This is a genomic window from Geodermatophilaceae bacterium NBWT11, from assembly GCA_014218215.1.
Classification (GTDB): domain Bacteria; phylum Actinomycetota; class Actinomycetes; order Mycobacteriales; family Geodermatophilaceae; genus Klenkia.
Window position 1 is genome coordinate 931,127 of record CP043652.1, and the last position, 25,213, is coordinate 956,339.

Here is a 25,213-nt window from a genome sequence, read left to right on the forward strand (position 1 = left end):
CCTCAGTCGGTGTCGCCCTGGTCCCCGACCGGGGCGGCACCGACCCGGGACTCCACGCCCTCCAGGAAGCCCAGCGCCCGCTCGGCCCGCGGGTACCGGCCGACCAGCGCCCAGAAGGCGTCGTCGTGCGCGGGCTCGAGCAGGTGGGCGAGCTCGTGCACCAGCACGTAGTCCACGACGTACTCGGGCATCCCACGCAGCCGGCTGGACAACCGGATCGTCCGGTCGGCGGGGGTGCACGAACCCCAGCGGCGGTTCTGGTTGTCCACCCAGCGCACGCTGCTGGGCAGCACGCCGCCCAGGTGGGCATCGGACAGCGCCCGGGCGCGGGCGGCCAGCTCGTCGTCACCGCCCAGGGTGCGGCGCCGACGGTCCTCCCGGGTCTCGAGCTTGGCGACCATCTGGGCCACCCAGCGACGCTCCTCGGCGGCGCTGAAGGAGGCCGGGATCAGCACGACGGTGCGGTCGTCCTCGCGGTAGGCGGTGACGGTGCGCCGCCGCCGGGGACTGCGGCGGACCTCGATCGCCCCCGTCCGCTGGGAGCCCGGCCCGTGTGCCTCGCCCGCCCCACGGTGGGCGCGGCCGGTGGAGACACCGGCGCGCCCGGACCCACGGAGGGCGGCCGGCACCGCGGCGGCGGTGTCGGTCGAGGTGGTGTCGGGGGTGTCCGGTGACTGCACCCACGCACGGTAACCACCGGAGGGCCGCTCATCCAGACCGCGGACACCCGGTCGGGGACGAGTGCACACGCTCGGTGGACATCCGGGCCGGGATCGGCCGCTCCGGGCGCCGTCCACAGGGTCCACGGGCCCTCCGGCCCGGCCCCGCGCGGACCCGGCCACCCGACCGGGCAGTTCCGCACCCGTCCCTCCCCTGCCCGTGCACAGCGCCGGGGCCACCCTCCCCACCTCGTCCACAGCTCCGTCCACAGGCGGTGGACAGAGCCCGACCGGGTTGTGGACGCCGGGCCGGTCCCGACCCCGTCCGGTGACACGCTCGGCCGGTGACCGAGAGCACCCACCCCCTGCTGCCCCCAGGGACCCCGCTGCTGCGGCTGGGCGCCGACACCCTGCAGATCGGCGGGGCCGACGGTGGCACGGGGTTGCGGGTGGGTCCGCTGGGCGAGCGGGCCCGTCGAGCCGTCGTCACGGTCCTGCGGTCCCTCGACGGGTCCCGGCCGGAGCGGTCGCTGCCCGCGCTGGCGGTCGCCTCGGGCGTCCCCGCCGACCTGCTGGCCGACCTGGTGGTCGGGCTGCGCTCCACCGGCCAGCTCGTGGACCTCTCCCCCGCCGACCTGCTGGCCACCGACCCCGGGCCGGCGGGGCGGGCGCGGGCCGGCACCGAGCTCCCCGCGGCGGTGGCGCCGGGCCCCGGTCGGTGGCGCGGGCGCCGGGCGTCGGCCGTCGTGGTGGACGGGGCCACCCGGGTGGGTGTCCCCCTGGCGGCCCTGCTGGCCGCCGGTGGGGTGGGCCGGGTGCACGTGGTCGACCGCGGACCCGTCCGGGCCGAGGACGTCGTGGTGGGCGGGCTGTCCGCCCTGGACGAGGGACGCCCCCGCGCGCTGGCCGCGGCCGACGCCGTGCGGCGGGTGGCCCCCCAGGTCGACCTGCGGCCGCTGCCCCCGGGGCGCCCCCCTGACCTGGTGGTCCTCTGCCGGCCGTGGGCGGCCGTCGACCCGCTGCAGGGCGGCCTGCACCGGGACGGGGTGCCGCACCTGGTGGCCACCGTCCGCGGCGAGACCGGTGTGGTCGGCCCGCTCGTGGTGCCCGGCCGGACCAGTTGCCTGCGCTGCGCGGAGGCGACCCGGCGCGACGAGGACCCCGGCTGGGCCGAGGTGGTCGCCGGTCTGCGGGAGCCCGTCGTCGGGTCACCCGGCGGCGGGCCGGCCAGCGGCAGCTCGCTGACCTGCCTGTCCACGGCCGCGGCGGCCGCCGCCCAGGTGCTCGCCCACCTCGACGGCGACGCCGCGCCCACCGTGGTGGGGGCGACGCTGGAGCTCCGTCCACCGGGGTTGGTCCCCGTCCGCCGGGTCTGGCCGGCGCACCCGGGGTGCCCCTGTCAGGCGGCCGGGGCAGCGGGCCCGCCGCCGATCTGACGCCTCGCTGCAGAACAGGGACACTGGAGGGGTGACGGACACCGGACGGGGAATCCCACGCACCTCGGTGTCGCGGACGGCGAAGCTGGCCTCGCTCCCGCTGGGCGCGGCGGGCCGGGCGACGCTGGGCATCGGCAAGCGACTGTCGGGCCAGTCGTCGGAGGAGGTCTCGGCCGAGCTGCAGCAGCGCACCGCCGAGCAGCTCTTCGCCGTGCTCGGCCAGCTCAAGGGCGGGGCCATGAAGCTGGGGCAGCAGCTCTCGGTGTTCGAGGCTGCCGTCCCCGAGGAGCTCGCCGCGCCCTACCGCGAGGCCCTGGTCAAGCTGCAGGAGGAGGCGCCCCCGATGCCGGTGCGCACCGTGCACGCGGTGCTGGCCCAGCAGCTCGGTGGCACGTGGCGGACCCGGTTCGCCGACTTCGACGACACCCCGGCGGCCGCGGCGAGCATCGGGCAGGTGCACCGGGCGACCTGGCGCGACGGCCGGGACGTGGCGGTCAAGATCCAGTACCCCGGTGCCGGTGCCGCGCTGATGGCCGACCTGAACCAGCTGTCCCGCTTCGCGCGGATGTTCGCCGTCCTGTTCCCCGGGATGGACGTCAAGCCGCTGATCACCGAGCTCAAGGCCCGGGTCGCCGAGGAGCTGGACTACGGCCAGGAGGCCGACTCCCAGCGCGCCTTCTCCGCCGCCTTCGTCGACGACCCGCAGATCAGCGTGCCCCGGGTGGTGGCCAGCGCTCCCAAGGTGATCGTGTCGGAGTGGATGGAGGGCACCCCGCTCGCCAAGATCATCACCGACGGCACCCAGGAGCAGCGCGACCGCGCCGGGATCCTGCTGACGGTGCTGCACTTCTCCGGCCCGCAGAAGGCCGGCCTGCTGCACGCCGACCCGCACCCGGGCAACTTCCGGTTGCTCCCCGACGGCCGGCTCGGGGTCATCGACTTCGGCGCCATCGCCCGCCTCCCCGGCGGGCACCCCGAGCCCATCGGCCGGCTGGTGCGGCTGGCGCTGGCCGACGAGCCCGAGCACGTGCTGGCCGACCTGCGCACCGAGGGCTTCGTCCGGCCCAACGTGGCGGTCGACGCCCGCGGGGTGCTGGACTACCTGCGCCCGCTGCTGGAGCCGGTCGCCACCGACCACTTCCACTTCACCCGGGCCTGGATGCAGGAGCAGGCCACCCGGGTGGGCGACCCGCGCAGCGAGGCGAGCCGCCTGGGCCGCCAGCTCAACCTGCCCCCGGCCTACCTGCTGATCCACCGGGTGACGATGGGGTCGATCGGGGTGCTCTGCCAGCTCGGTGCGGCCGGGGACTTCCGCGCGGTCTGCGAGGAGTGGCTGCCCGGCTTCTCCGCCTGAGGGCCGTCCCTCAGGGGTCCAGCCGGGCCTCGATCTCCCGGACGTGCCGCCGGACGCAGCCCGGGCACAGCACCCGCTCGACCCCGCCCCGGGTGGTCTCCCGGGCCCAGTCCAGCGGCACCGGCACGGGCGCCCGGTGGCCGCAGACCCCGCAGGCGGTCGGTGTCTCCATCCCCCGATGATGCCCGCCGCAGGACGACGACGGCCCCACCTGCTCCCTGGTCGGGGTGCGCGGGTGGGGCCGTCGGTGGTGCGCTCGGCGGGGTGGGTGGCGGGACGGGCGGCACGGTCAGCGCACCGCGGCGCTGGCCCGGGCGGCCCGGCGGGTCGCCCGCTCGGCGCGGCGCGCCCACCGTCGTGCGGCGACGACGCGGCGGGCCCGGGCGGCCGCGTCGGCATCGGCCACCAGGTGCTCCTGGTGCGTGCGCGCCACGAGCAGGACGCCGTCGTAGTGGTTGCTGGTGAGGTCCATGTCCCCTCCTCTCCGGGTCTGGTGGTGGTCGGTGCCGGGCCCGCTCACGCGGCGACCTTGCGGGGCCGGCCCCGGGGCCGCTTGCGGGCGATGACGACGCCGTGGTCGAAGATCTCCCCGCCCCAGACGCCCCAGGGCTCGCCCCGGTCCAGCGCGCCGGCCAGACAGTCGGTCCGCAGGGGACAGTCGACGCAGTGCGCCTTGGCCTCCTCCAGCCGGGCCGGGGTCTCGGCGAACCACAGGTCGGGGTCCTGCACCCGGCAGGGCAGGACGGGCCCGAGCTCGGCGTGCCGGTCCGGTGCCGGGTGTTCGATCGTGTGCTGCACGGCCGCTCTCCTTCTCCTCGTGCCGTGACCGGTCGACGGAGGTCCCGCCGACCGGGAGGTCGGTGGGATCGGCGGCGGACGTGACGGAGGCCGCGGATCCCGGGTGTGTCACCGGGTCCCGCGGCCTCGAGGAGGTCCGTGCGAGCTGCTAGCTCGGAGAGGTCCTCGAGGGCGGTGTGCCCGGGGTGGTGCTCTTCTCGTCGGTGGTGGCGCCGACCGGCAGACCGGTCATCGGGACGCGCAGCCGGACGGCGGCAGGCAGAGCGGTCCCCTGGAACCGGTCGGCCTGCGGGCTGGTGAGGCTGCCGCCACACGCGACGGAGACCCCGACGTGGATCGGGGTCTGGTAGGTGTTCGTGCCCATCTGGACCCCTCCTCTCGGGGCTCGGAGCGCGGCCGGTGGGCCGGGCTCGGGGTGGCGGTCAGGTCGTGCCCTCCGTCACCGGAGGGCGTGCTCAGGAGGCTAGGGGACCTCCCGGACAGCGGTCAACGCATTAAACGAGGCCGACCCGATCAGGTGTCCGCGGCCACCGTGGCCAGCACGTCCTCGCCGTAGGCCGCCAGCTTGCGGGCGCCGATCCCGGGCAGGGCGGCGAGCTCGGTGAGGGTGCGCGGCCGGGTCTCGGCGATGGCCTGCAGGGTGGCGTCACCGAGGACGACGTAGGCCGGCACGGAGGCCGCCGTGGCGGCCTCGGTCCGCCAGCTGCGCAGGGCCTCGAACAGCTGTCCGGCGGCGCCGTCGAGGACCACCGCGGCGCGCGCGGCGGGGGTCCTCCGGGCGGCTGTGGACTCCGGGGCGATGCCGGTGAGGAAGCGGCTGCGGGGGCGGGAGCGGCGACCCCCGGGCTGGCGGGACAGCGACCAGGACAGCGTCAGCTGCTCCCGGGCGCGGGTGACCGCGACGTACAGGAGCCGGCGCTCCTCCTCCACGGCGTCCGGGCGGTTCAGCGACTGCGCGATGGGCAGCACCCCGTCGACCAGGCCGACGACGAACACGGCGTCCCACTCCAGGCCCTTGGCCGCGTGCATCGAGGCCAGCGTGACGCCCTGGACGGTGGGGGCGTGCTGGGCGTTGGCCCGCTCGGCCAGGTGGGTGACGAAGCCGGCCAGGTCGAGCGTGGGCTGCTCGGCGACCAGGTCGACGGCGAGGTCGACCAGCGCCGACAGCGACTGCCAGCGGTCCCGGGCCGCCCCGCCGGGTGGGGGGCGGTGCTCGACCCAGCCGACCGACGCCAGCACGTCGCGCACGGTGGGCACCAGGGCGCCGTCGTCCCGGCCGGCGGCCGCACCGCGCAACAGCAGCACCGCCTCCCGCACCTCGGGCCGCTCGAAGAACCGCTCCCCGCCCTTGAGCACGTAGGGCACCCCGGCGTCGGCCAGCGCGGACTCGTAGACCTGGGACTGGGCGTTGATCCGGAAGAGCACCGCGATCTCTGCGGCAGGCAACCCGCCGTCCACCAGCGCGCGGCAGGCCGCGGCGACCGCGGCGGCCTCCGCGGGCTCGTCGGGGTGCTCCAGGAAGCGCGGCTCGGGGCCGCCGGCTCGCTGGCCGAGCAGGCGCAGCCCCGGCAGGCCGCGACGCCGGGGCGCCATCCCGATGATCCGGTTGGCCAGGCCGACGACCTCCGGCGTGGAGCGGTAGTCGCGCTCCAGCTTCACCACCTCGGCGTCGGGGTAGCGGTCGGCGAACCCGAGCAGGTGGTCGGGGTCGGCGCCGGTGAAGGAGTAGATCGTCTGGTTGGGGTCACCGACCACGCACAGCTCGGCCCGGCCACCCAGCCAGGCGTCGAGCAGCCGCTGCTGCAGCGGGTTGACGTCCTGGTACTCGTCGACGACGAAGTGCCGGTACTGCCCGCGCACCTCCCGGGCGACGTCGCGGTGCTCCTCCAGGGCGTAGGCGGTGACCAGCAGCAGGTCCTCGAAGTCCAGCGACCCGTCGCGGGACTTGGCCTGCTCGTAGCTGGCGTACACCGCGGCGACGGCGGCCGGCTCGAACGGGGTCTCCCGGGCCGCGGCCTTCGCCCGGGCCGGGTAGTCCTCCGGGGTGGCCAGGGTGGTCTTGGCCCACTCGATCTCACTCGCCAGGTCGCGCAGGCTGGCCCGGTCGGTGGTCAACCGGTTGCGGGTGGCGGCACCGGCGACGACCCGCAGCTTGTTCTCCACCAGCTCGGGCATGGGGCCACCGAGCACCCGGGGGGCGAAGTACCGCAGCTGACGCATCGCGGCGGCGTGGAAGGTGCGGGCCTGGACACCGCCCACGCCCAGCGCGGACAGCCGGCCCCGCAGCTCCCCCGCGGCCCGGGCGGTGAACGTCACGGCCAGCACCTGCTCGGGGGTGTAGACGCCGGTGTGCACGCCGTAGGCGATCCGGTGGGTGATCGTGCGGGTCTTGCCGGTCCCCGCGCCGGCCAGGATGCAGACCGGGCCGGTCACCGCCGCCGCCGCGGTGCGCTGCTGCTCGTCCAGGCCGGCCAGCACCGCCGCCGCGCTGTCGGGCGGGGGGCTCTCCGTCGACCCCGCACGACCCGACCCGAGCTCACCGACGACCACGGCCCGAGTCTGGCAGCCGGGTCCGACAGCCGGGGGAAGCATCCCCAGGGGGTCGTCGTTGTCCCGGGTGCGTGCGACCGCATGCCGTCGACCCGAGTGGCCGGCGTCCGCACCACCGATGGAGGATCGCTCCGTGAGCGCACCGACTGCCCCCGTGACCATGTACACCACCAGCTGGTGCGGCTACTGCGTCCGGCTGAAGAAGCTCATGCAGCGTGAGGGCATCGAGTGGGCCGAGGTCAACATCGAGACCGACGACGGTGCGGCCGACCTGGTGATGAAGGCCAACGGCGGCAACCGCACCGTGCCCACGCTGGTCTTCGCCGACGGCAGCGCCCTGACGAACCCCAGCATCGAGCAGGTCAAGAACCAGCTCGCACAGCTCCCCGGCGCGTGATCCCGGCTCCACGGCCCTCCCCGGGTGATGATCACCCTGGTGCGGGCCGTGGACGGCCCGCACCGCCGCGACCGTCCGGGTCGCCCCGAGGCAGGGAGGACGTGGTCGTGAGCACACCGGTCGGTCCCGCCGCGACCCCCGCCGAGCCCCACCTGGCCCCCGGTGACGACGTCGTGCGCACCGCGGCGGGGGCGCCGGCGTTCGTGGTCACCCGCACCACCCGGGGCTGGGCGGTGCTGACCCCCGCTGGAGCCGAGGACGCCCCCGACCTCGTCGAGGCCATGAGCCTGGCCGACCTGATCGCCGAGGATCTGGGCGCCTCGCCCGAACCCGGTCGCGACGCCCGCCGGGCCGCCCGGGGTGCGGTCGACGCCGCCGACGAGACCGACCCCCGCGACGCCCGGATCGCCGGCCTGGAGCGGACCGTCGCCCAGCTGGAGCACGCACTGGCCACCCGGGTCTCCACCGAGCGGGCCATCGGGGTGCTCGCCGCACGGTCGGGCTGCAGCCCCCGGGAGGCCTTCGAGGGGCTGCGCAAGCAGGCCCGGTCCGCCGGACGGTCGGTGCACGACCTGGCCCGCGAGGTCATCGACGGACTCACCTCGGCCCCGACCGTCCCGGCACCGGCCACTCCCCCGCCGGGCGACCAGTCCGCGCGGGGCAGTGCGCGTCGGGTCGAGCGCACCCGTGCCCGGCACGGGGCCGCCCCCGGTCCGGTCCAGGGCTGACCCTGAGCTCTCCGCTCCCGCTCACCCCCGTCGCGCTGGCCGACCGTCTCGCGGCCCTGCTGGCCGACACCCCGGCCGAGGCCGGCGCCGCCGCGCTACGGGTGGCCCTCGACGGGCCGGACGCCGCCGACCCCGAGGCGCTGGCCCGGGCGGTCGCCGAACGGCTCCCCGCGCTCGGCCGCCCGGTGACCGTCGTCCCGGCGGCCGGGTTCCTGCGTCCGGCCTCGGTGCGCCTGGAGCACGGCCGCACCGACCCCGACGCGCGGTACACCGACTGGCTCGACGTCCGTGCCCTCGCCCGGGAGGTGCTCGACCGGGTCGGCCCCGGCGGGCCCGGTGACGTGCTGCCCGAGCTGTGGGACGCCGTCCGGGACCGGGCGACCCGGGCCGTGCGGGTGCCCGCAGCCGGGGTCGTGCTGGTGCCCGGGGCGCTGCTGCAGGGCGTCGGGCTGGCCTTCGACGTGGTGGTGCACCTGCGGGTGGGCCCGGCTGCCCGGGCCCGCCGCACCCCGGCGGCGCAGGCCTGGGAGCTGCCGGCCTTCGACCGGTACGACGACGAGGTCGACCCGGTGGCGCTGGCCGACGTGGTCGTGCTCGCCGACCACGCCGACCGGCCGGCGCTGGTGCTGCAGGGCCGCTACAGCTCCTGAGCCAACCAGCGGTCGAGGATGTAGCGGGCGATGGAGACCGGCGGCGGCAGCGCGGCCGGTCCGTCACCGGCCAGCAGCTCGGCCCGGCTGAACCAGCGGGCCTCCTCGATCTCGTCGTGGTCGACCCGCAGCTCGGTGTCCACCGCACGCGCCGTGTAGCCCAGCATCAACGACTGCGGGAAGGGCCAGGGCTGGCTGGACACGTACTGCACGTCGGTGACCTCGAGACCGACCTCCTCGGCGACCTCGCGGGCCACCGCGGCCTCGGCGGACTCCCCCGGCTCGACGAACCCGGCCAGGATGGAGAACCTCCCGGCCGGCCACACGGCCTGCCGGCCCAGCACGCACCGGTCACCGCCGTCGTGCACCAGCATGATCACCGCGGGGTCGGTCCGCGGGAAGACCTCCTGGCCCGTGCTGGGGTCGCGCTGGGTCCAGCCGGCCTTCTCGATGGTGGTCGCCGTGCCCGTGTAGGGGCTGAAGCGGTTGCGCTCGTGCCACTCCACGATGCCCACCGCCTGGGCCAGCAGGCCGGCGTCCCGGTCGCCGAGCTCCCCGCCGACCTCGCGCAGGCCGGTCCAGCTGTCCACCGGCCGGCCGTTGACGGTCAGCGCACGCTCCCCCCGGACCACCGCGTACGGCACGCCGTCGGCGTGGCCGAGGTAGATGCCACCGGTGGGGAACCCCGGCTGGGTGTCCCAGACGAGCTCCGGACCGGCCGCCCCCTCGTGCACCGGCACCTGGCGCTTCTCGTCGATGGTCAGCACCTGCACCGGGCGGCCCTGTGCGGGGTCCTCGAGCAGCCGGTCCAGGTGGCCGCGGTCGTGGCCCACCCGGGACAGCACGGGCACGTCGTCCCCGGAGGAGGCGGTGGAGGTGACCCACACGCCGTCCTCGACGGGGGTCTCCAGCGGCGGGTGGCCTCCGGTCGGGGGCTCGGGGTTGTCGGCGGCGGTGCTGCCGCCGGGGGGGACGGTCACGCGGAGCTCCCGGGGGTCGTGGAGGGGACGGTCTCGACCGGGCCGAGGGCGCGCAGCTGGTCCTCGACCTCGCTCGCGTCACCGACCACGACCGTGGTGAGACCGGCGGGGTGCAGCCAGCGGCGCGCGGCCGCGGACACCTCGTCGAGGGTGACGGTGGCCAGGGCGGCCTGGTGCTCGGCCAGCCACTCGGGGGGCAGGCCGTGGCCGATCAGCGCGGACAGCGTGCTGGCCAGCCCGGCGTGGGTGGCCGTGGCCAGGGCCATCGTGCCCAGCACGTACCGGCGGGCGCCCTCGAGCTCGGCGTCGGTGACCGGCAGCAGGGCGATCCGGCCCAGCTCGTAGGTGGTCTCCAGCAGGGCGGGCCCGGTGACCCCGGTGGCGACGTCGGCGTCGACCAGGAACGAGGAGCCGGCGCCCAAGTGGTCGACCGCGCTGCGCGGGCTGTACGTGTAGCCGCGGCGTTCCCGGATGTTCTCCACCAGGCGGGAGGAGAAGTAGCCGCCGTAGACCATGTTCGCCAGCCGGACGGCCGGCAGCTCGGGGTCCAGCCGGCCGGGCGCAGGACCGCCGAGCCGGATGTTGGACTGCACGGCGCCCGGCCGGTCGACCAGCTGCAGCGGCTGGGGGCCGACGGTCGGCAGCGGCCCGGCCTCGACGCCGGTGCCCTCGCCCACCCAGTCGCCCAGGGCGGCGGCCACCGCGTCGGCGGCGGCCGCGGGGTCCAGGTCGCCGACGAGGACCAGCGTGCTGCCCGCGGGGAGCACCCGCTGGCGGTGGAGGGTACGTAGCGCGGCCGGGGTGACCTGCTCGACGAGGCCGGGCTCGGGCATCTGCACGGCGTAGGGGTGCTGGCCGTAGCGGCGGGTGGCCAGGGCAGTGCGGGCGACCACGCCGGGCTGGGAGCGGGCGATGCCGATCCGCTCGGTGACCCGGGCGCGCTCGGCGGCGACCTGGTCGGTGGGGTACGTGGGGCGGACGAGCAGCTCGGCGAGCACACCCAGCACGGCGGGCAGCCCGGCCGGGAGCATCGTCGTCCCCAGCAGGAGGCGGTCGGGGTCGGCCGACACCGACAGCTCGGCGCCCTCGGCCTGCAGCAGCTGGGCGACCTGGACCTGGTCGTGGGACTTCGTGCCCAGCAGCACCGCCCCGGTCAGGACCGAGGTGCGGGCCACGTGCACGGCGGCCGCGCGGGCGGAGGGGGCCGCGAACGGGATCCGCAGCCGCAGCTCGACCAGCGGGACCCCGGGCCGGGGCACGACGGCCAGCCGCAGCCCCGAGGGCAGCGTGCTCAGGTGCACCTCGGGCACCGGCTGCGGGCGGGGGTCACCCAGCGGCGGGACCAGGGAGAGGTCGAGGACGGGGGCGCTCACGAGGGGCCTCTCAGACGGTGGGGGGTGGTCACGATCGGGTGCGCAGCTCGAGGACGGCGGCGCTGTCGCGGGTGAGACCGCGGGCGGCCTGCTGCACGGCCTCGGGGGTGACGGCGGCCAGCCGCGCGGCCAGTTCGCCGGACAGCTCGGCGCGGCCGTGCACCAGCTCGGCGGAGGCGAAGCCCAGCGTGCGCCCCAGCACCGAGTCGGCGCCGCGGAGCAGCTGCGCGCTGGTGCGGGCCTGCACCCGGGTGAGCTCCTCGGCGGGCACGCCGTCCTGGGCGACCTTCTCGACCTCCTCGTGCACCGCGGCCAGCACCCGCTCGGGGGTGACGTCGGCCGGGTGGTGCACCTGGGTGGTGAGCAGGGTGGCGTCCCGGACGTCGAACGGGTCGCCGAACAGGCCCACGTAGGAGGCCTGGGCGACCGCGAGGTGGTCCTGGTGCACCAGCCGCAGCTCCAACCGGGAGGCGTCGCCCTCGCTGAGCAGCTCCGAGAGAAGCACGGTCCCGAGGTAGGTCTCCAGGTCACCCACCGGGTCGGGCACCCGCCAACCGATGGCCACCGCCGGTGCCGGTGCCAGGTCGTCGACCACCACGGCGTGCCGGGGGCCGGTCGGGGAGGCCTCCCCCGTGTAGGGCGTGGGCGGGGCCGCCCGGTGCGGGACGGCGTCGAACCACCGGCGCACCAGCGCCTCGGTCTCGGCGACGTCGAGGTCACCGCCCAGGCAGAGCACCGCGTTGGCCGGGGCGTAGTAGCGGTCGAAGAAGTCCTGCGCGTCGTCCACGGTGGAGGACTCGAGGTCGACGAAGGAGCCGTACCCGTCGTGGGTGTTGGCGAAGGACTCGAACGCGACCTCGGGCAGCTGCAGCCAGGGGAAGGCGCCGTAGGGCCGGTTGAGCACGTTGACCCGGATCTCCTCCTTCACCACGTCGATCTGGTTGCGGAGGTTCTCCTCGGTGATGGCCGGGGACGCCATCCGGTCGGCCTCCAGGAACAGCGCCCGCTCCAGCGCCTCGGCCGGCAGCGCCTCGAAGTAGTTCGTGTAGTCCTGGTGGGTGGAGCCGTTGAAGGTGCCGCCGGCGGCCTGGACGAGCCGGGCGTGCTCCATCTTCGGCACGTGCGCCGAACCCTGGAACATGACGTGCTCGAAGAGGTGGGCGAACCCGGTGCGGCCCTGCGGCTCCGAACGCATGCCGACGTCGTAGAAGACGCTGACGGCGACGACCGGGACGCTGCGGTCCGGGGCCAGCACGACGCGCAACCCGTTGTCGAGGGTGAACCGCTCCACCGGGTGCCGGAGGGTCAGATCGGCAGCGGTCGCAGTCACCGTCCGACCCTATCCGCGGGTACCGGTCACAACACCTCCACCGCCTCCAGCACCCGGTCGACGACGCCGTAGAGCTCGGCGTGGGTGTTGGGGATGGAGATGTAGAGCAGAGCCGGTGCCGGGCGACCGACGTCGACGACGAGCATCGCGGCGCGCTCCCCGCTGGCCTCGTAGCCCTCGACGTCCCAGCTGAGGGTGAACTCGTACAGCCAGGCGGGCGCGCCGTCGACGGTCATCGCCTCGTCGCGCAGCACCGCACGCTCGTTGGGTGCGGGGTAGTAGTTGCCCCGCGCGCTGTCGGCGACGGCCAGCGCGGTGGCCTGCTCGCTGCCCGGCCCGGCCCAGCCGTAGCCCTCGGCGACCGGCCCGGAGGTGACCTGGGCGATGAACTGCCCGCCGCTGGGCACGCCCTCCTGGGTGACGAAGAACTGGCCGGCCACCGACGTCGTCTCGAACGGGACACCGGAGGCGTACTCGTACCAGCCGTCGCCGAGGAACGGGTAGGAGATGCCGGCCTCCTCGTCGAGGATCCGCACCGTGCCCGGGTCGAAGGTCGGCCCGGCCGGGGCGGTGACCGCGGCCGACGTGGCGACCGGGGTGCTGCTGCCCGACCGGCCCAGGAGCACCGCCACGAGGACGACCACCACGACGGCGACGAGCACCCCGCCGCCCACCAGCAGCGGCGCGGTGCTGCTGCGCCGGGGCGGTGCGGCGGTCCACGGCGCGGCCGGACGCTGCGGGACCGGCTCGAACGCGGACCCGACGTCGACCCCGGGGCCGGCCGGTGTGGTGACGTCGGACCAGGTCACCCCGTTCCACCAGCGCACCAGGCCCGGGCCGCCGTCGGGGTCGGGGTACCACCCCGGTGCCGCCACCTGCGTCCCGCCCCCGGACTGCCCTGGTCCGCTCATGCCGGCGAGCCTAGGGGGCCCGGTGTCCGGGCCGGCGGGTCACAGGTCGTCCCGGTCGGCGGTGTCCCGCCACCAGGACAGCAGGGGCGGGAGGCCGTCGACGCCGCCACCCCGGGCGGACACGGTGGCCAGGCCCGGGCGGTCGTCCCAGGTCCAGGTGAGCACCGGGTCGCCGTCACCGTCCACCGAGCAGGCCAACCGGCCGACGGGCTGCTCGTCGAAGTCCGCCAACCGCACCCACCCCTGCTCGCCCTCGGACGCGGAGCACGTGTAGTCGTCGTCCCCCTCGAGCTGGGGCAGCCCGCCGGCGGCGACGACGGCCTCGAAGGCCGCGGCTGCCTCCGCCGGGGAGCCGTAGAGGTCGTAGCGCTGGGTGGCCGGGCCGTCCTCGGTGCCGCTGACCCCGCAGTCCAGGCCGGTGAGCACCGCGTCCGTGGGGTCGGTGACCGTGCAGGAGGACGGGTCGACGTCGGCGGGCAGCCCGACGGCGAGCAGGTCCTGTCGGGCACCGATCGCGTCGTCCTGGGCGTCCGACGCCCGGCCGAGGGCGAGCACGAGCCCGATCCCGAGGGCAGCCGCGACCAGCGCCAGGACGACGACGGTCACCGGCAGCACCCGGCCGGGAGCCCGCCGGGCGGGCGCCGTCCGGTCCGGCGCCCACGGCGGGGGTCCGGGGAACGGGGCCGGGGCACGCGGGGGCTGGGCCTGGACCGACGTCGGTGCCGGGCGGGGCCGTTCGGCCGTCTCCGGCCGGCCGCCGTCACCGGCGGCCAGGCCGATCGTGGTGGGCGCGGTGCCCTCGGTCGGCGGGAGCTCGGCGGGGCGGGGCACCTCGACGCCGCTGACGCTCAGCGCCGCACGGGCGGCAGCGGCCATGCCACCGGCCGAGGTCCACCGCTCCGCGGGGTCCTTGGCCAGCCCCCGCGCCACGATGGCGTCCAGCAGCGCCGGCACCCCGGGGGTGATCGAGCTCGGTGCCGGCGGCGGGGTGTTGACGTGGGCGTACATCTGGCTCGCGGCGTCCGCGGCGGTGAAGGGCCGCTGACCGGTGAGGGCCTCGAACAGCACGCAGGCCAGGGAGTAGACGTCGGCCGCCGCACCCAGCTCGCCGCCCAGGAACCGCTCGGGCGCCATGTACTCGGTGCTGCCGACGGTGAGCCCCGTGCCGGTCAGCGGCGGGCCGGTGCTGCTGTCCACGGTGCGCGCGATGCCGAAGTCGACGAGGTAGACGAAAGTCCTCCCCCGGCGCCGAGTCGGCCAGGTCGCCGCCGTCGGCCCGGCCGACGAGCAGCACGTTGGAGGGCTTGACGTCGCGGTGCACCAGGCCGTCGGCGTGCGCGGCGTCCAGTGCCCGGGCCACCTGACCGACGACGTCGACGGCACGGGCCGGGTCGAGCGGACCGGTGCGCCGCAGGAGAGCGGCCAGGTCCTCGCCCTCGACCAGCCGCATGTCCAGGAACAGCCGGCCCTCGATCTCGCCGTACCGGTGGATGGGGACGACGTGCGGTTCGCGCAGCCGGGCGGCCACCCGGGCCTCCCGGCGGAACCGCTCCCGGTAGCCCTCGTCGGTGGCCCACTGCGGGTGCAGCACCTTCAGGGCGACGTCCCGCTCGTGCTCGGCGTCGTGGGCCCGCAGCACCTCGCCCATGCCACCGCGCCCGAGCACCCCGAGCACCCGGTAGGGACCGAACTGCGCGCCCTCCTCCACCTCAGCGTCCGGCGAAGGGGACCGTGGCGAGCTCGCGCCACAGGTGGGCGGTGGCCTCGGCGCCGCGGTACAGCATCGGCAGCAGCACCCGCTCGTCCGGTGCGTGGATGCGGTCGGTGGGCAGGCCCGCGCCGAGGAAGAGCAGCGGGGCGCCGAGCACCTCCACCAGGTCGGCCTCCGGGCCGCTGCCGCCCTCGCGGGTGAACAGCACGTCCTCGCCCGGGACGTCGAAGGCCTGCCCGATGGAGCGCAGCAGCGCGTCCATCGCCGGGTGGTCCAGGTCGCTGGCGCACGGGCTCACCCCGCCGGCCGGCACGTGCACGTCGGCCTCGATGCCCGCGGGGGTGTGCTGCTCGACCCAGGCCCGCACCTGCTCCGCCAGGTCGGACGGCACCTGGTCGGCCACCAGCCGGAAGGTCACCTTGGCGTGTGCCTCCGACGGCACGATCGTCTTGTGCCCGGGCCCGGTGTAGCCGCCCCACATGCCGTTGACCTCGGCGGTGGGCCGGGCGCCGACCCGCTCCAGGGTGCTGAAACCGGCCTCGCCGGTGGCCGCGCGGGACGCCGCCGGGCCGGCCAGCCAGGCCGCCTCGTCGAAGGGCACCCGGCCCATCAGCGCACGCTCGCGCTCGGTCAGCGGACGCACCTTGTCGTAGAAGCCCGGCAGGGTGACCCGGCCGGACTCGTCGTGCAGGCCGGCCAGCAGCGACGCCATCGCGTGCAGCGGGTTGGGCACCGCGCCGCCGAAGGACCCGGAGTGCAGGTCGACGCCCGGGCCGCGCAGGGTGATCTCGGCATCGGCCAGCCCGCGCATCGCGGTCACCGCGCTGGGCACGTCGGCGGCGGCCATGCCGGTGTCGCTGACCACGACGACGTCGCAGTCCAGCCGGTCGCGCCGCTCGTGCAGCAGCTCGACGAAGTGCGGGGAGCCGGACTCCTCCTCGCCCTCGACCAGCAGCTTCACCGTCACCGCGGGGGTGTCGCGGCCGGTGGCAGCCAGGTGCGCACGCATGCCCAGCAGGTGGAAGGCGACGTTGCCCTTGTCGTCGATGGCGCCGCGGGCGTGCAGCTCGGGGCCGGCCGGGGTCTCCACCCGGGTGGGCTCGAAGGGCGGGTACGTCCACGCCTCCTCCGGGTCCACCGGCTGCACGTCGTGGTGGCCGTAGACCAGCGCGACCGGTGCGCCCGCGTCGGCCGAGGGCCACTCGGCGTAGACGGCGGGGGCGCCGGCGGTCGGCCACACCTCGACCACGGGGAAGCCCGTGCGGCGCAGCGCCTGAGCCAGCCACTGCGCGCTGGCGGCCACGTCGCCGGCCCGGGCCGGGTCGGCGGACACCGACGGGATCCGCAGCCAGGCGTCCAGGTCGGCGTGCAGGTCGTCCAGGTGGGCGGTCACGAAGTCGCGTTCGGCGTTGCTGCTCACCGCGCGACGGTAACGCGCCCCGCCGGGGCACCCGGGATACGTTCGGCGCCATGCCCCCCGGACAGCTGCAGGTGGACGTCGGCGACCTGACCTTCGACGTGCGGACCGACGGTCCCGAGGACGGCCGCCCGGTGCTGCTCCTGCACGGGTTCCCGCAGAACTCCTCCTCGTGGGCCGCGGTCAGCCCGCTGCTCGCCCAGGCCGGGCTGCGCACCTACGCCCCCGACCAGCTCGGCTACTCCCCCGGCGCCCGGCCCGACGAGCCCGAGGCCTACGCACTGCCCGCCCTGGCCCAGGTCACCGCCGACCTCATGACGGCCCTGGACGTGCCAGTCGCCGATGTCGTGGGCCACGACTGGGGCGCCAACGTGGCCTGGGCGCTGGCCGCCTGGCACCCCGACCGGGTGCGCACGCTCACCGCGGTGTCGGTGCCGCACCCCACCGCGTACACGCTGGCCTACCGGGCCGACCCGGAGCAGAAGGAGCGCTCGGCCTACATCAAGCTCTTCTGGCAGGTCGACAAGGCCGAGCGGGTCCTGCTCGAGGACGACGCCCGTCGGTTGCGCCGGCTGCTGGACGGGGTGGACCCGGAGGCCGTGGCCGACTACGTGGCCCACCTGCAGGCGCCGGGCGCGCTCACCGCGGCACTGAACTGGTACCGGCAGATGAGCGGGGACACCCCGGTGGACCCGGTCGGGGTGCCCACCACCTACGTGTGGAGCGACGCCGACGTGGCCGTCGGCCGCACGGCAGCCGAGGCCTGCGCGGACCAGGTGACCGGGGACTACCGCTTCGTCCAGCTGCCCGGGGTCTCGCACTGGGTGCCCGAGCACGCCCCGGAGGCACTGGCCCGGGCGGTGCTGGACCGGGTCGCCTCGGCCTGAGCTCACCGGTCCTCCCCGGAGACCAGGGCCAGGAGGCCGGCCTCGTCGAGCAGGTCGACCGGGCGCAGCGTCACCCCGGCGGCCACGTGGTGGAACCCGGCGCTGACCTGCTCCACCGGCACCCCGGTCAGCCGTGACCAGCCCAGCCGGTAGGCGGCCAGCTGCACCCCGGCCGCGGCCAGCTCCGCGGGGCCGGGCACCGGGCCGGTCTTCCAGTCGATCACCTCGTAGCCGCCGTCGGGGGTGACGAAGACGGCGTCGATCCGACCGCGCAGGGTGAGCGGGCCCAGCGGCGTCTCGAACGGCGCCTCGACGTCGACGGGCTGCCGGTCGGCCCACTCCCCGGCCAGGAACCGCTCCTGCAGGGCGGTCAGGGTGTCGTCCGGCGCGGCCGCGGCGTCGCCCGAGCCGGGCAGCTCGTCGATGTCGATGAGCCGGGACGCCCCGAACCGCTGCTCCAGCCAGAGGTGGAAGGCGGTCCCACGGCGGGCGAGCGGGGCAGGCGCCGCGGGCATCGGCCGGCGCAACCGGCGGGCCAGCTCGGCGGGGTCGCGGCGGAGCGCGACCAGGGCCGAGACCGACAGGTGGGCGGGCAGGGACACCTCGGTCGCCCCGCGGCCGGACTCGGCCCGCTCGCGGAGCAGCAGGTCGGCGTCGCGGACCCAGTCGGTGACCACGTCGTCGTCGTCGGCGCCCAGGCCGGGCTCCCCCAGCGGGTGCGCCCGGGTGGCCCCGACCAGCTCGGCGGCCGCGGTGAGCGCCCGTCGACGGGTGGCCGACAGCGGGTCCGTCGGCCACACCCCCACCGGCCACTCGGCCAGCGCCGGGTTGGTGGCGTCCTCGTCAGGGGCCTCGGCCCAATGGTCCACCACCCCGGCGCCGGCCTCGCAGGCCTCCCGGACGGCCTGCAGCAGGGTCGAGGGCCCGTTGGGCTTGACCCCGTCGCGCCACCAGCTGCCCGAGCAGAGCAGCAGCCGCTTGGCCCGGGTGACCGCCACGTAGCCCAGCCGGACCTCCTCGGCCAGCCCGAAGGCCTTCCACTCCTCGACGTAGGTGCCCAGCGCGTCCCGGACCACGGACTGGTCACCGGAGCCCGGGACGGGCAGGCGCAGCCGGGGCAGGTCCTCCCGGTCGGTCGCGCGCAGCTCGACCGGGACGGCACCCGGGTCGCTGATCCAGGAGTCGGAGGTGTCGGGCTTGCTCGGGAACTGCCCGACGGTCATCCCGGGCACGCCGACGACGTCCCACTCCAGGCCCTTGGCCGAGTGCCCGGTGAGCAGCTGGACCGCGTCGGGGTTGACCGCGATCTCCCCGGGTTCCAGGCCGCGCTCGCGGACCTCGGCGTCGGACAGGTAGCCCAGGAACGCCGGCAGCGAGGGCAGCTCGGCGAGGTCGGCGAACTGGGCCGCCACGGTGTGCAGCGCGTCCAGGTGGGTGCGCGGGGCACCCGGGGTGGCGTCGGGGTGGCTGGCCAGCTCGGTCTCCAGGCCCAGGGTGCGCACGACCTCGTCGACCAGGTCGGGCAGCGGCTCACCGAGCCGACCCCGCAGGCCACCGAGCTCGGCACCCAGCCGCCGCAGCCGCCGGTGTCCCTCGACGGAGTAGGCGTCGGGGCGGCCGAGGTCGTCCAGCGCCTCGACGATGCTGCCGCGCTCGGGGGCCAGCTCGACGACCGGCGCCGCGCCGGCCTCGTCCACGCGGGGACGGCGGTCGCGGACCAGCTGGCGGGCCCGGGCCTCCAGGGCGGCGAGGTCTCGGGGACCGATCCGCCAGCGGGCGCCGGTGACCAGCCGACCCAGCGCGTCCCCAGCGGTGGGGTCGACCAGCACGGTCAGCGTGGCCACCACGTCGGACACCTCGGGCACGTCGAGCAGACCGCCCAGGCCGACCACCTCGACCGGCAGCCCGCGGGCCCGCAGCGCCGCGGCGATGCCCGGGAGCTGGGCCCGGCGGCGGGCGAGCACCGCGATGGTGGGCCGCTCCCGGGCCGGGTCGGGCTCGGCGGGCCCGTGCCACTGCGCCGCAAGCCGGTCGGCCAGCGCCTCGGTCTCCTCGGCGATCGTGTCGTAGAGCCCGACGTGCACCTCGCCCGGGCCGGCCGTCGGCGCCGCGGTCAGGTCGGGCAGCGGGGACGCGTCCTCGGGCTGGGGCAGCCGCCCGGCGACGGTGTTGGCGATGGCCAGCACCGCCCGGTCGTTGCGCCAGCTGGTCGACAGGGTGAGCCGCTGCGCAGGCCGGTCGGCAGCACCCGGGAAGGTGCGCGGGAAGCGCTCGATGGTGCCCGAGGAGGCGCCGCGCCAGCCGTAGATGGACTGCCGGGGGTCCCCGACGGCCAGCACCGGGTGCTCGCTGTCCCCGCCGTACAGGGCCTCCAGCATCCGCAGCTGACCGACCGAGGTGTCCTGGTACTCGTCGAGCAGCACCACCCGCCACCGGGCCCGCTCCCGGCGGCCCACCTCGGGCGAGGCGGTGGCCACCCGGGCGGCGTAGGCCACCTGGTCGGCGTAGTCGATGGCGCCCGCGGCCCGCTTGCGCGCCTCGTAGGCCTCGACCATCGGCAGCAGGGCCACCCGGGAGCGCTGCCGGGCGAGCACCTTGAGCACGTCGGCGTAGGGCCCCTTGGTGCGGCCGGTCACCGGGTAGGCCCGGACCTGGTCCTCGAAGCGCGTGGTCCAGGCCCGCAGCTGGTCAGGGCTCACGTCGTGCTCGCCCAGCTCGGAGGCCAGCTGCAGGACGTCCTCGGTGGTGGTGACCAGCCCGAGCGAGACGTCGCTCATGTCGCCGGTGTGCGCGGCCACCGCGGTCGCCGCCTGACCCCAGCACATGGCCGGCCCCAGCACCCCGGCCCCGGGCTCGACGCCGATCCGCAGCCCGTGCTCGGCGACGATCCCGGCGGCGTAGCCGTGGTAGGTCGCCACCGTGGGCGCGGCCACGGCGAGCCGCTCGGCCAGTGCCGGAGCGGTGTCGGGGTGCCGGGCCAGCGCGGTCAACCGGAGCCGGACGCGGGCACCGAGCTCGCTGGCGGCCTTGCGGGTGAAGGTGAGGCCGAGGACGGCCTCCGGGGCCACGAGCTCGTTGGCCACCAGCCACGCGACCCGGGCGGCCATCGTCTCGGTCTTGCCCGACCCGGCCCCGGCGACCACCACCATCGGCCGGTCGACCGGGGCCGACACCACCGCGGCCTGCTCCGGCGAGGGGGCGTAGGAGAGCCCGCACCGCCGGGCCACCTCCGCGGGGTCCAGCAGCTGCGGCAGCGGGACGGCCGCCGGGGCGACCATGCCGGGGAGGTCGAAGGCGAGCTGCTCCTCGGGCTGCTCGCCGCGGCGGGGGGTCACCGGGTCACCTGCCGACCGGACTCCTGCACCGGGCAGCTGCGCTTGAAGGAGCAGCGGTCGCAGTCGGTGTCGGTGCGGGCGGCGAAGGTGGCCGCCCCCATGCCCTCGCCCACCTCGGCGACGAGCTCCCCCGCCCAGGTCTCCCGCGGGGGCACGTCGTCGGGCAGCGGGGCCTGCACGTGCTCCTTGGCCGCCTTCTGCGCCCCGCCGACCTGCAGCAGGGACGCCCCGCCGGGCACCGCGCCGTGCCGGGCGAACGCGCCCTCGGCCACCGCCACCTGGTAGGCGGCCAGCTGGCCGTGCTCGGCGACGGTGCGGGGTGCGGTCCTGCCGGTCTTCAGGTCCACCACGACCAGCCGGCCGGCGTCGTCGCGTTCGAGCCGGTCGACCTGCCCGCGCAGCCGCGCCCGGCCCACGGTCACGTCGAAGTCCTCCTCGGCGGCGACCAGCTCGCGGTCCCCCCGGGCGTGCCACCCCAGGAACTTGGTCAGCATCTCCTGGGCACGGTCCCGCTGGCGCTGGTCGAACCAACCGGGCCCCAGGTCGAGCCGGTCGAGCTCGCCGTCGAGCACCGCGGCGGCCTCGGCCGGCGGGAGACCCTCGGCGACCTGCTGGGCGACGTCGTGCACCGCCGACCCGACCGTCCGGGTGGTCTCGGGGGACGCCTCGGCACCCACCGCGCCGAGCACCCAGCGCAGCGGGCAGCGCTGGAAGGTGTCCACCGCCGAGGGCCGGACCCGTACCGCCTCGGCCGGGTCGACCAGCGGGGACTCGTCGGACAGCGGCGCCAGGCCCCACCAGCTCGACGGGTCGGCACCGGGCACCCGCTCCTCGGCCAGGCGGCGCAGCAGGGCGGCGGCGCTGGCCCGTCGGGCCGTCGGGGTGTGCGGGTCGGTGAGGGCCCGACGCAGGTCGGCCACCAGCGCCGGCAGGGTCAGCGCCCGGGGCAGCGGGGTGTGCGGGCGGGTGCCGTCGCCCTCGGCGGGCGGTTCGGCCACCAGGTCGAGGAACCGGCTGGCGTTGGCCCCGGCGTCGGCCCCCTCCAGGCCCCCGTCGACGGCGGTGACCACCAACCGGCGTCGGGCCCGGGTGACCGCGACGTAGAACAGCCGACGTTCCTCGGCCAGGGCGAGCGAACGACGGTCCAGCGTCGCGGTGTCGGTCCCGGCGGCCGCGTCGACCAGGTCCTCGGAGCCCAGCAGGCTGGCCCGCACCCGGAGGTCGGGCCAGACGCCCTCCTGCACCCCCACGACGCACACCAGGTCCCACTCCAGGCCCTTGGCGGCGTGCGCGGTGAGCAACCGGACCGTCTCCCCCGCCGGGGCGCGGGCGGCCCCGCCGTCCCCAGGCAGCTCCTGGGCCCCCACGTGGTCGACGAACTGGGCGACCGTGGCGTACGGCAGCCGGTCGACGAACGCGGCTACCGCGTCGAACAGCGCGACCACCGAGTCGAGGTCGCGGTCGGCCACCGCGCCAGCGGGACCGCCGCCGGCACTGGCGCGCGCCCACCGCGGCCCCAGACCGCTGGCCTGCCACATGGCCCAGAGCACGTCCTCCGCGCTGCCGCCGCGGGTGAGCGCGAGCCGCCCGGCGCCCAGCACGTCGGCGACCCGGTCGGCCGGACGCGCGACGTGGTCGGGCAGCGCCTCCAGCAGGGTGGCATCGGCGAGCACGTCGGCCAGCGGGGTGCCGCGCTCGGCCGGGTCGATCCCCCGGTCGACGAGCACCCGGCGGGCGGCCCGCCGGAGCCGGCGCAGGTCGAGCACGGTGGCCCCGCCGAGCGGGGAGGCGAGCAGGGCCTCGGCACCGGACTCGGTCACCCAGACCTCGCCGTCCTGGTCCGGTCCGGCTCCGGCGCCGTCCGCGGCCGGCGGGGGGAGCAGGGCGCGGAGCCCGGCCAGCAACGGCTCGACGGCCGGCTGCTGGGCCAGCGCCAGGTCGTCGGCGGAGACCGCGACCGGCACCCCGGACTGGCCGAGCGCCCGGCGGACCGGCGCCAGGGCCGACGACGTGCGCACCACCACGGCCATCTCCGACCAGGGCACCCCCTCGACCAGGTGGGCCCGGCGCAGCGTGTCGGCCACGTGCGCGGCCTCCACCGCGGGGGTGTCGAACACGTGCACCTCGGCCGTCCCGGCGGCGGTGTGCTCCCCGGGCTGCAGCCGACGGTGCTCCCACGGGCCGGGCAGCCCCTCGGCCACCCGGCGGCTCACCGCCAGCAGCTCGGCCCCCGACCGCCGGCACACCCCCAGCGACAGGCGCTGGGCCGGCCGGCCGTCGGCGTGCCGGAACCGCTCGGTGAACTCGGTGATGCCCCGGGGCTCGGAGCCGCGGAACGCGTAGATCGCCTGGTCGGGGTCACCGACCGCGACGAGGTCCCGCCCGCCGCCGGAGAGCAGGTGCAACAGCTCCACCTGGGCGGGGTCGGTGTCCTGGTACTCGTCGACGAACAGCCAGCGCGTGCGGACCTGTTCCACCCGCAGCAGCTCGGGGTCGGCCTGCAGCTCGGCGATGGCCTCGCGCACCAGCTCCGCCGGGTCGTACCCGCTGCCCGAACCACCGAAGGACGTCTCCAGCCAGGTGACGTCCTGGTACTGCTGGGCGAACCGGGCGGCGGCCACCCAGTGCGGCCGGTCCAGCGACCGGCCCAGCGCCGCCAACCGCGCGGGGTCGACCCCCCGTTCGGTGGCCCGCAGGACGAGTTCGCGGAGCTCCCGGCGGAACCCGGCGGTCTCCAGGGCCGGCCCCAGGTCGCTCGGCCACCGGAGCACGTCGTCCTCGACGTCCCCGCTCAGCAGTCGGCGGACGGTGAGGTCCTGCTCGGCCGAGGCCAGCAGCCGCGGCGGGGGGTCTCCGCGGCGCACCGCCGCCCGGTGCAGCACGCCGAAGGCGTAGGAGTGGAAGGTACGGGCGACGGGCTCCCGGATGGTGCGCCCGACCCGGGCGGTGATGCGGGTGCGCAGCTCGGCCGCGGCCTTGCGGCTGAAGGTGAGGACCAGCACCCGCTCGGGGTCCAGACCGGACTCGATCCGCCGGGCGACGGCCTCGACGATCGTCGTCGTCTTGCCCGTCCCCGGGCCGGCGAGCACCAGCAGCGGACCGCCGGGGTGGTCGACCACCGCCTGCTGGGTGGGGTCGAGCACCGGCCGCACGGCCGGTGGTGCGGTCGGTCGCACCAACCGGTAGCGGGGTGCGGCGACCGGCCCGGACACCTCCGGGTCGACACCACCGACGTGCGCCTCCGGCGCCTGCTGCGTTCCCCCCACGGCCACGGGTCGATCAGACCACGGGGCACCGACAGTCTCAGGCGCGGTGACGTCGGTCCGGCCAACCCACCTCTGCGAGGTCCACCCGGCCGCCCCGCAGCGGCACCCCGTCGGCGGCCAGCAGCTCGAGCTGGCGCACCCGCACCTGCTCGGCTGCGGTGCCGTCGGCGCGGACCACCCGGAACCAGGGCACCGCTCCCCCGCCCGTGGACAGCGCGCGGGCGACCCGCCGGGGTCCCACCCCGACGAGCCGCCCGATGGCGCCGTACGTGCTCACCCGCCCGGCCGGGATGGCCTCGACGACGTCGAAGACCGCCTCGTCCACGTCGACCGGAGCTCCGGTCGACGGCGGCTCGGACAGGGTCAGCCCACGTAGTTGCTGTTGACCCGCCACCACTCGTACAGGGCGGAGACGTCGGCCTGAGTGGTGCCCGGGCTGGTCACGTAGCCCTCGATGAGGAACTGGTCGTCGGTCCACACCAGCAGCACCGTGCCGTCGGTGAGGATCGCGCAGCCGACCTGGCCGGTCTGCGACCGGTCGTCGGTCGCCCACGGGTAGTAGCCCACGGTGGTGGAGCAGTCCTGCCCGGTCGGCAGCTCGCTGAGCCCGCCGCCGGTGACGTCGGTGAGGAAGACGTCGTCCATCGTCGTGGTGTCGGGGTACTGGTAGAACCGCGCCTGCGCCGGCCCGGGCTGGGTGAGCGCCGCACCGCACTGCGCGGCCGCCGTGTCACCGTCGCCGGCCAACGACGCCTCCTCGCAGTCGGTGAAGTCGCTCGGGAGCACCGACACGAGGTCCTCGGCGCTGCCGCCGGTCGAGGTCGGCTCGGAGGTCTCGGTGGACTCCGAGCTGGACGACGACGGGCTCGAGGACGTCGAGGAGGCCGAGCTGGAGCTGGTGGCCGAGGAGCTGCTGGCGATCGGCTCGTCGTCCCCGCCACCGAGGTTGACCACCAGCAGCACGGCGACGACGGCGACGATCACCACCGCGGCGACCGCCCCGATGATCAGGCCGGTCTTCTTGTTGCCCCCGCCCTGCGGGCCCTGCGGACCACCGCCGTACGGGCCGCCGGGCCCCCCAGGACCCCCGGGCCCGCCCGGGCCGCCGAAGCCGGGGCCGCCGGGTCCGCCCGGGGGCGGGCCGGCCTGGCCCGGCTGGCCGTAGCCACCGGCGGGCTGGCCGAACTGCTGGGTGGGCTGCTGGCCGAAGCCACCGGGCTGCCCCTGCTGCCCCGGCTGCCCGAAGCCGCCCTGCTGGGTCGGCTGCTGGCCCCACCCACCGGACTGGCCCGGGTCCTGACCGGGCGCCTGGCCCGGGGTCTGGCCGAAGACCTCGGTGGGCTGGTCACCACCGGGCTGACCCGGGAACGGGGGACGTCCACCGGGCGGAGGTCCGTAGGGGTTGTTGCCCTGGGGCGGCTGCGACATGGG

Annotated in this window: 20 protein-coding genes and 1 pseudogene; 6 read left to right on the forward strand and 15 right to left on the reverse strand. The window is 76.4% G+C overall.

The window, feature by feature from the left end; genetic code table 11:
* Window positions 1-2 precede the first annotated feature (2 nt).
* Window positions 3-629 (reverse strand): M48 family metallopeptidase, encoded by a 627-nt coding sequence (locus F1C76_04395; protein QNG39006.1) that lies wholly within the window; start codon window positions 627-629, stop codon window positions 3-5.
* Between the two features lie 374 nt (window positions 630-1,003).
* Here F1C76_04395 and F1C76_04400 point away from each other — a divergent pair, with 374 nt between their 5' ends.
* Window positions 1,004-2,095 carry a thiamine biosynthesis protein ThiF gene (locus F1C76_04400; protein ID QNG35930.1) on the forward strand — a complete coding sequence of 364 codons (1,092 nt, stop codon included), beginning with the start codon at window positions 1,004-1,006 and terminating at the stop codon, window positions 2,093-2,095.
* A 31-nt stretch (window positions 2,096-2,126) separates the two neighbouring features.
* Window positions 2,127-3,449: an AarF/ABC1/UbiB kinase family protein gene (locus F1C76_04405; protein ID QNG35931.1), complete on the forward strand. Its 1,323-nt coding sequence runs from the start codon at window positions 2,127-2,129 to the stop codon at window positions 3,447-3,449.
* Between the two features lie 289 nt (window positions 3,450-3,738).
* Here F1C76_04405 and F1C76_04410 read toward each other — a convergent pair whose 3' ends face one another.
* The 4 genes from F1C76_04410 to F1C76_04425 all read right to left on the reverse strand — a co-directional run bounded on the left by F1C76_04410 (window position 3,739) and on the right by F1C76_04425 (window position 6,839).
* Window positions 3,739-3,969: a hypothetical protein gene (locus F1C76_04410; protein ID QNG35932.1), complete on the reverse strand. Its 231-nt coding sequence runs from the start codon at window positions 3,967-3,969 to the stop codon at window positions 3,739-3,741.
* Entirely contained in the window at window positions 3,966-4,316 is a 351-nt protein-coding gene (locus tag F1C76_04415; protein ID QNG35933.1) for a WhiB family transcriptional regulator, read from the reverse strand. Before F1C76_04415 ends, F1C76_04410 begins: the two co-directional genes overlap by 4 nt.
* Window positions 4,317-4,395: 79 nt before the next feature.
* Window positions 4,396-4,611, reverse strand: a complete 216-nt coding sequence (locus F1C76_04420) for a hypothetical protein (GenBank protein QNG35934.1) — start codon at window positions 4,609-4,611, stop codon at window positions 4,396-4,398.
* Between the two features lie 149 nt (window positions 4,612-4,760).
* Window positions 4,761-6,839: an ATP-dependent DNA helicase UvrD2 gene (locus tag F1C76_04425; protein ID QNG35935.1), complete on the reverse strand. Its 2,079-nt coding sequence runs from the start codon at window positions 6,837-6,839 to the stop codon at window positions 4,761-4,763.
* A gap of 76 nt (window positions 6,840-6,915) precedes the next feature.
* On the opposite strand from F1C76_04425, the gene F1C76_04430 reads away from it, so the two are divergent.
* The 3 genes from F1C76_04430 to F1C76_04440 all read left to right on the forward strand — a co-directional run bounded on the left by F1C76_04430 (window position 6,916) and on the right by F1C76_04440 (window position 8,572).
* Entirely contained in the window at window positions 6,916-7,194 is a 279-nt protein-coding gene (locus F1C76_04430; GenBank protein QNG35936.1) for a mycoredoxin, read from the forward strand.
* Window positions 7,195-7,475: 281 nt separating this feature from the next.
* A complete protein-coding gene (locus tag F1C76_04435; GenBank protein ID QNG39007.1) occupies window positions 7,476-7,922 on the forward strand; it encodes an ANTAR domain-containing protein in 447 nt (148 codons plus the stop codon).
* 2 nt (window positions 7,923-7,924) lie between these two features.
* Window positions 7,925-8,572 (forward strand): uridine kinase, encoded by a 648-nt coding sequence (locus F1C76_04440; protein ID QNG35937.1) that lies wholly within the window; start codon window positions 7,925-7,927, stop codon window positions 8,570-8,572.
* Here F1C76_04440 and nudC read toward each other — a convergent pair.
* The 6 genes and pseudogenes from nudC to F1C76_04470 all read right to left on the reverse strand — a co-directional run bounded on the left by nudC (window position 8,560) and on the right by F1C76_04470 (window position 16,297).
* Window positions 8,560-9,552 carry an NAD(+) diphosphatase gene (gene nudC, locus F1C76_04445; protein QNG35938.1) on the reverse strand — a complete coding sequence of 331 codons (993 nt, stop codon included), beginning with the start codon at window positions 9,550-9,552 and terminating at the stop codon, window positions 8,560-8,562. The two genes, F1C76_04440 and nudC, sit on opposite strands and share 13 nt — an antisense overlap.
* Window positions 9,549-10,925 (reverse strand): insulinase family protein, encoded by a 1,377-nt coding sequence (locus F1C76_04450; GenBank protein QNG35939.1) that lies wholly within the window; start codon window positions 10,923-10,925, stop codon window positions 9,549-9,551. Before F1C76_04450 ends, nudC begins: the two co-directional genes overlap by 4 nt.
* 28 nt (window positions 10,926-10,953) lie before the next feature.
* On the reverse strand, window positions 10,954-12,255 hold the full coding sequence (locus F1C76_04455) for an insulinase family protein (protein ID QNG35940.1): 1,302 nt from the start codon (window positions 12,253-12,255) through the stop codon (window positions 10,954-10,956).
* 26 nt (window positions 12,256-12,281) lie between these two features.
* Entirely contained in the window at window positions 12,282-13,166 is an 885-nt protein-coding gene (locus F1C76_04460; protein ID QNG35941.1) for a DUF2510 domain-containing protein, read from the reverse strand.
* Between the two features lie 39 nt (window positions 13,167-13,205).
* Window positions 13,206-14,814, reverse strand: a pseudogene (locus F1C76_04465) (serine/threonine protein kinase).
* A gap of 61 nt (window positions 14,815-14,875) precedes the next feature.
* Window positions 14,876-16,297, reverse strand: a complete 1,422-nt coding sequence (locus F1C76_04470; protein ID QNG35942.1) for a M20 family dipeptidase — start codon at window positions 16,295-16,297, stop codon at window positions 14,876-14,878.
* A 50-nt stretch (window positions 16,298-16,347) separates the two neighbouring features.
* On the opposite strand from F1C76_04470, the gene F1C76_04475 reads away from it, so the two are divergent.
* Window positions 16,348-17,181, forward strand: a complete 834-nt coding sequence (locus F1C76_04475; GenBank protein QNG35943.1) for an alpha/beta hydrolase — start codon at window positions 16,348-16,350, stop codon at window positions 17,179-17,181.
* Between the two features lie 2 nt (window positions 17,182-17,183).
* On the opposite strand, the gene F1C76_04480 is transcribed toward F1C76_04475, so the two are convergent.
* From F1C76_04480 to F1C76_04495, 4 genes are all read right to left on the reverse strand, one after another.
* Window positions 17,184-20,459, reverse strand: coding sequence for an ATP-dependent helicase (locus tag F1C76_04480; GenBank protein ID QNG39008.1), 3,276 nt, complete (start codon window positions 20,457-20,459; stop codon window positions 17,184-17,186).
* A 53-nt stretch (window positions 20,460-20,512) separates the two neighbouring features.
* A complete protein-coding gene (locus F1C76_04485) occupies window positions 20,513-23,659 on the reverse strand; it encodes an ATP-dependent helicase (protein QNG39009.1) in 3,147 nt (1,048 codons plus the stop codon).
* Window positions 23,660-23,819: 160 nt separating this feature from the next.
* A complete protein-coding gene (locus F1C76_04490) occupies window positions 23,820-24,143 on the reverse strand; it encodes a cysteine methyltransferase (protein ID QNG39010.1) in 324 nt (107 codons plus the stop codon).
* A 2-nt stretch (window positions 24,144-24,145) separates the two neighbouring features.
* A complete protein-coding gene (locus F1C76_04495) occupies window positions 24,146-24,769 on the reverse strand; it encodes a hypothetical protein (GenBank protein ID QNG35944.1) in 624 nt (207 codons plus the stop codon).
* Window positions 24,770-25,213: the final 444 nt, after the last annotated feature.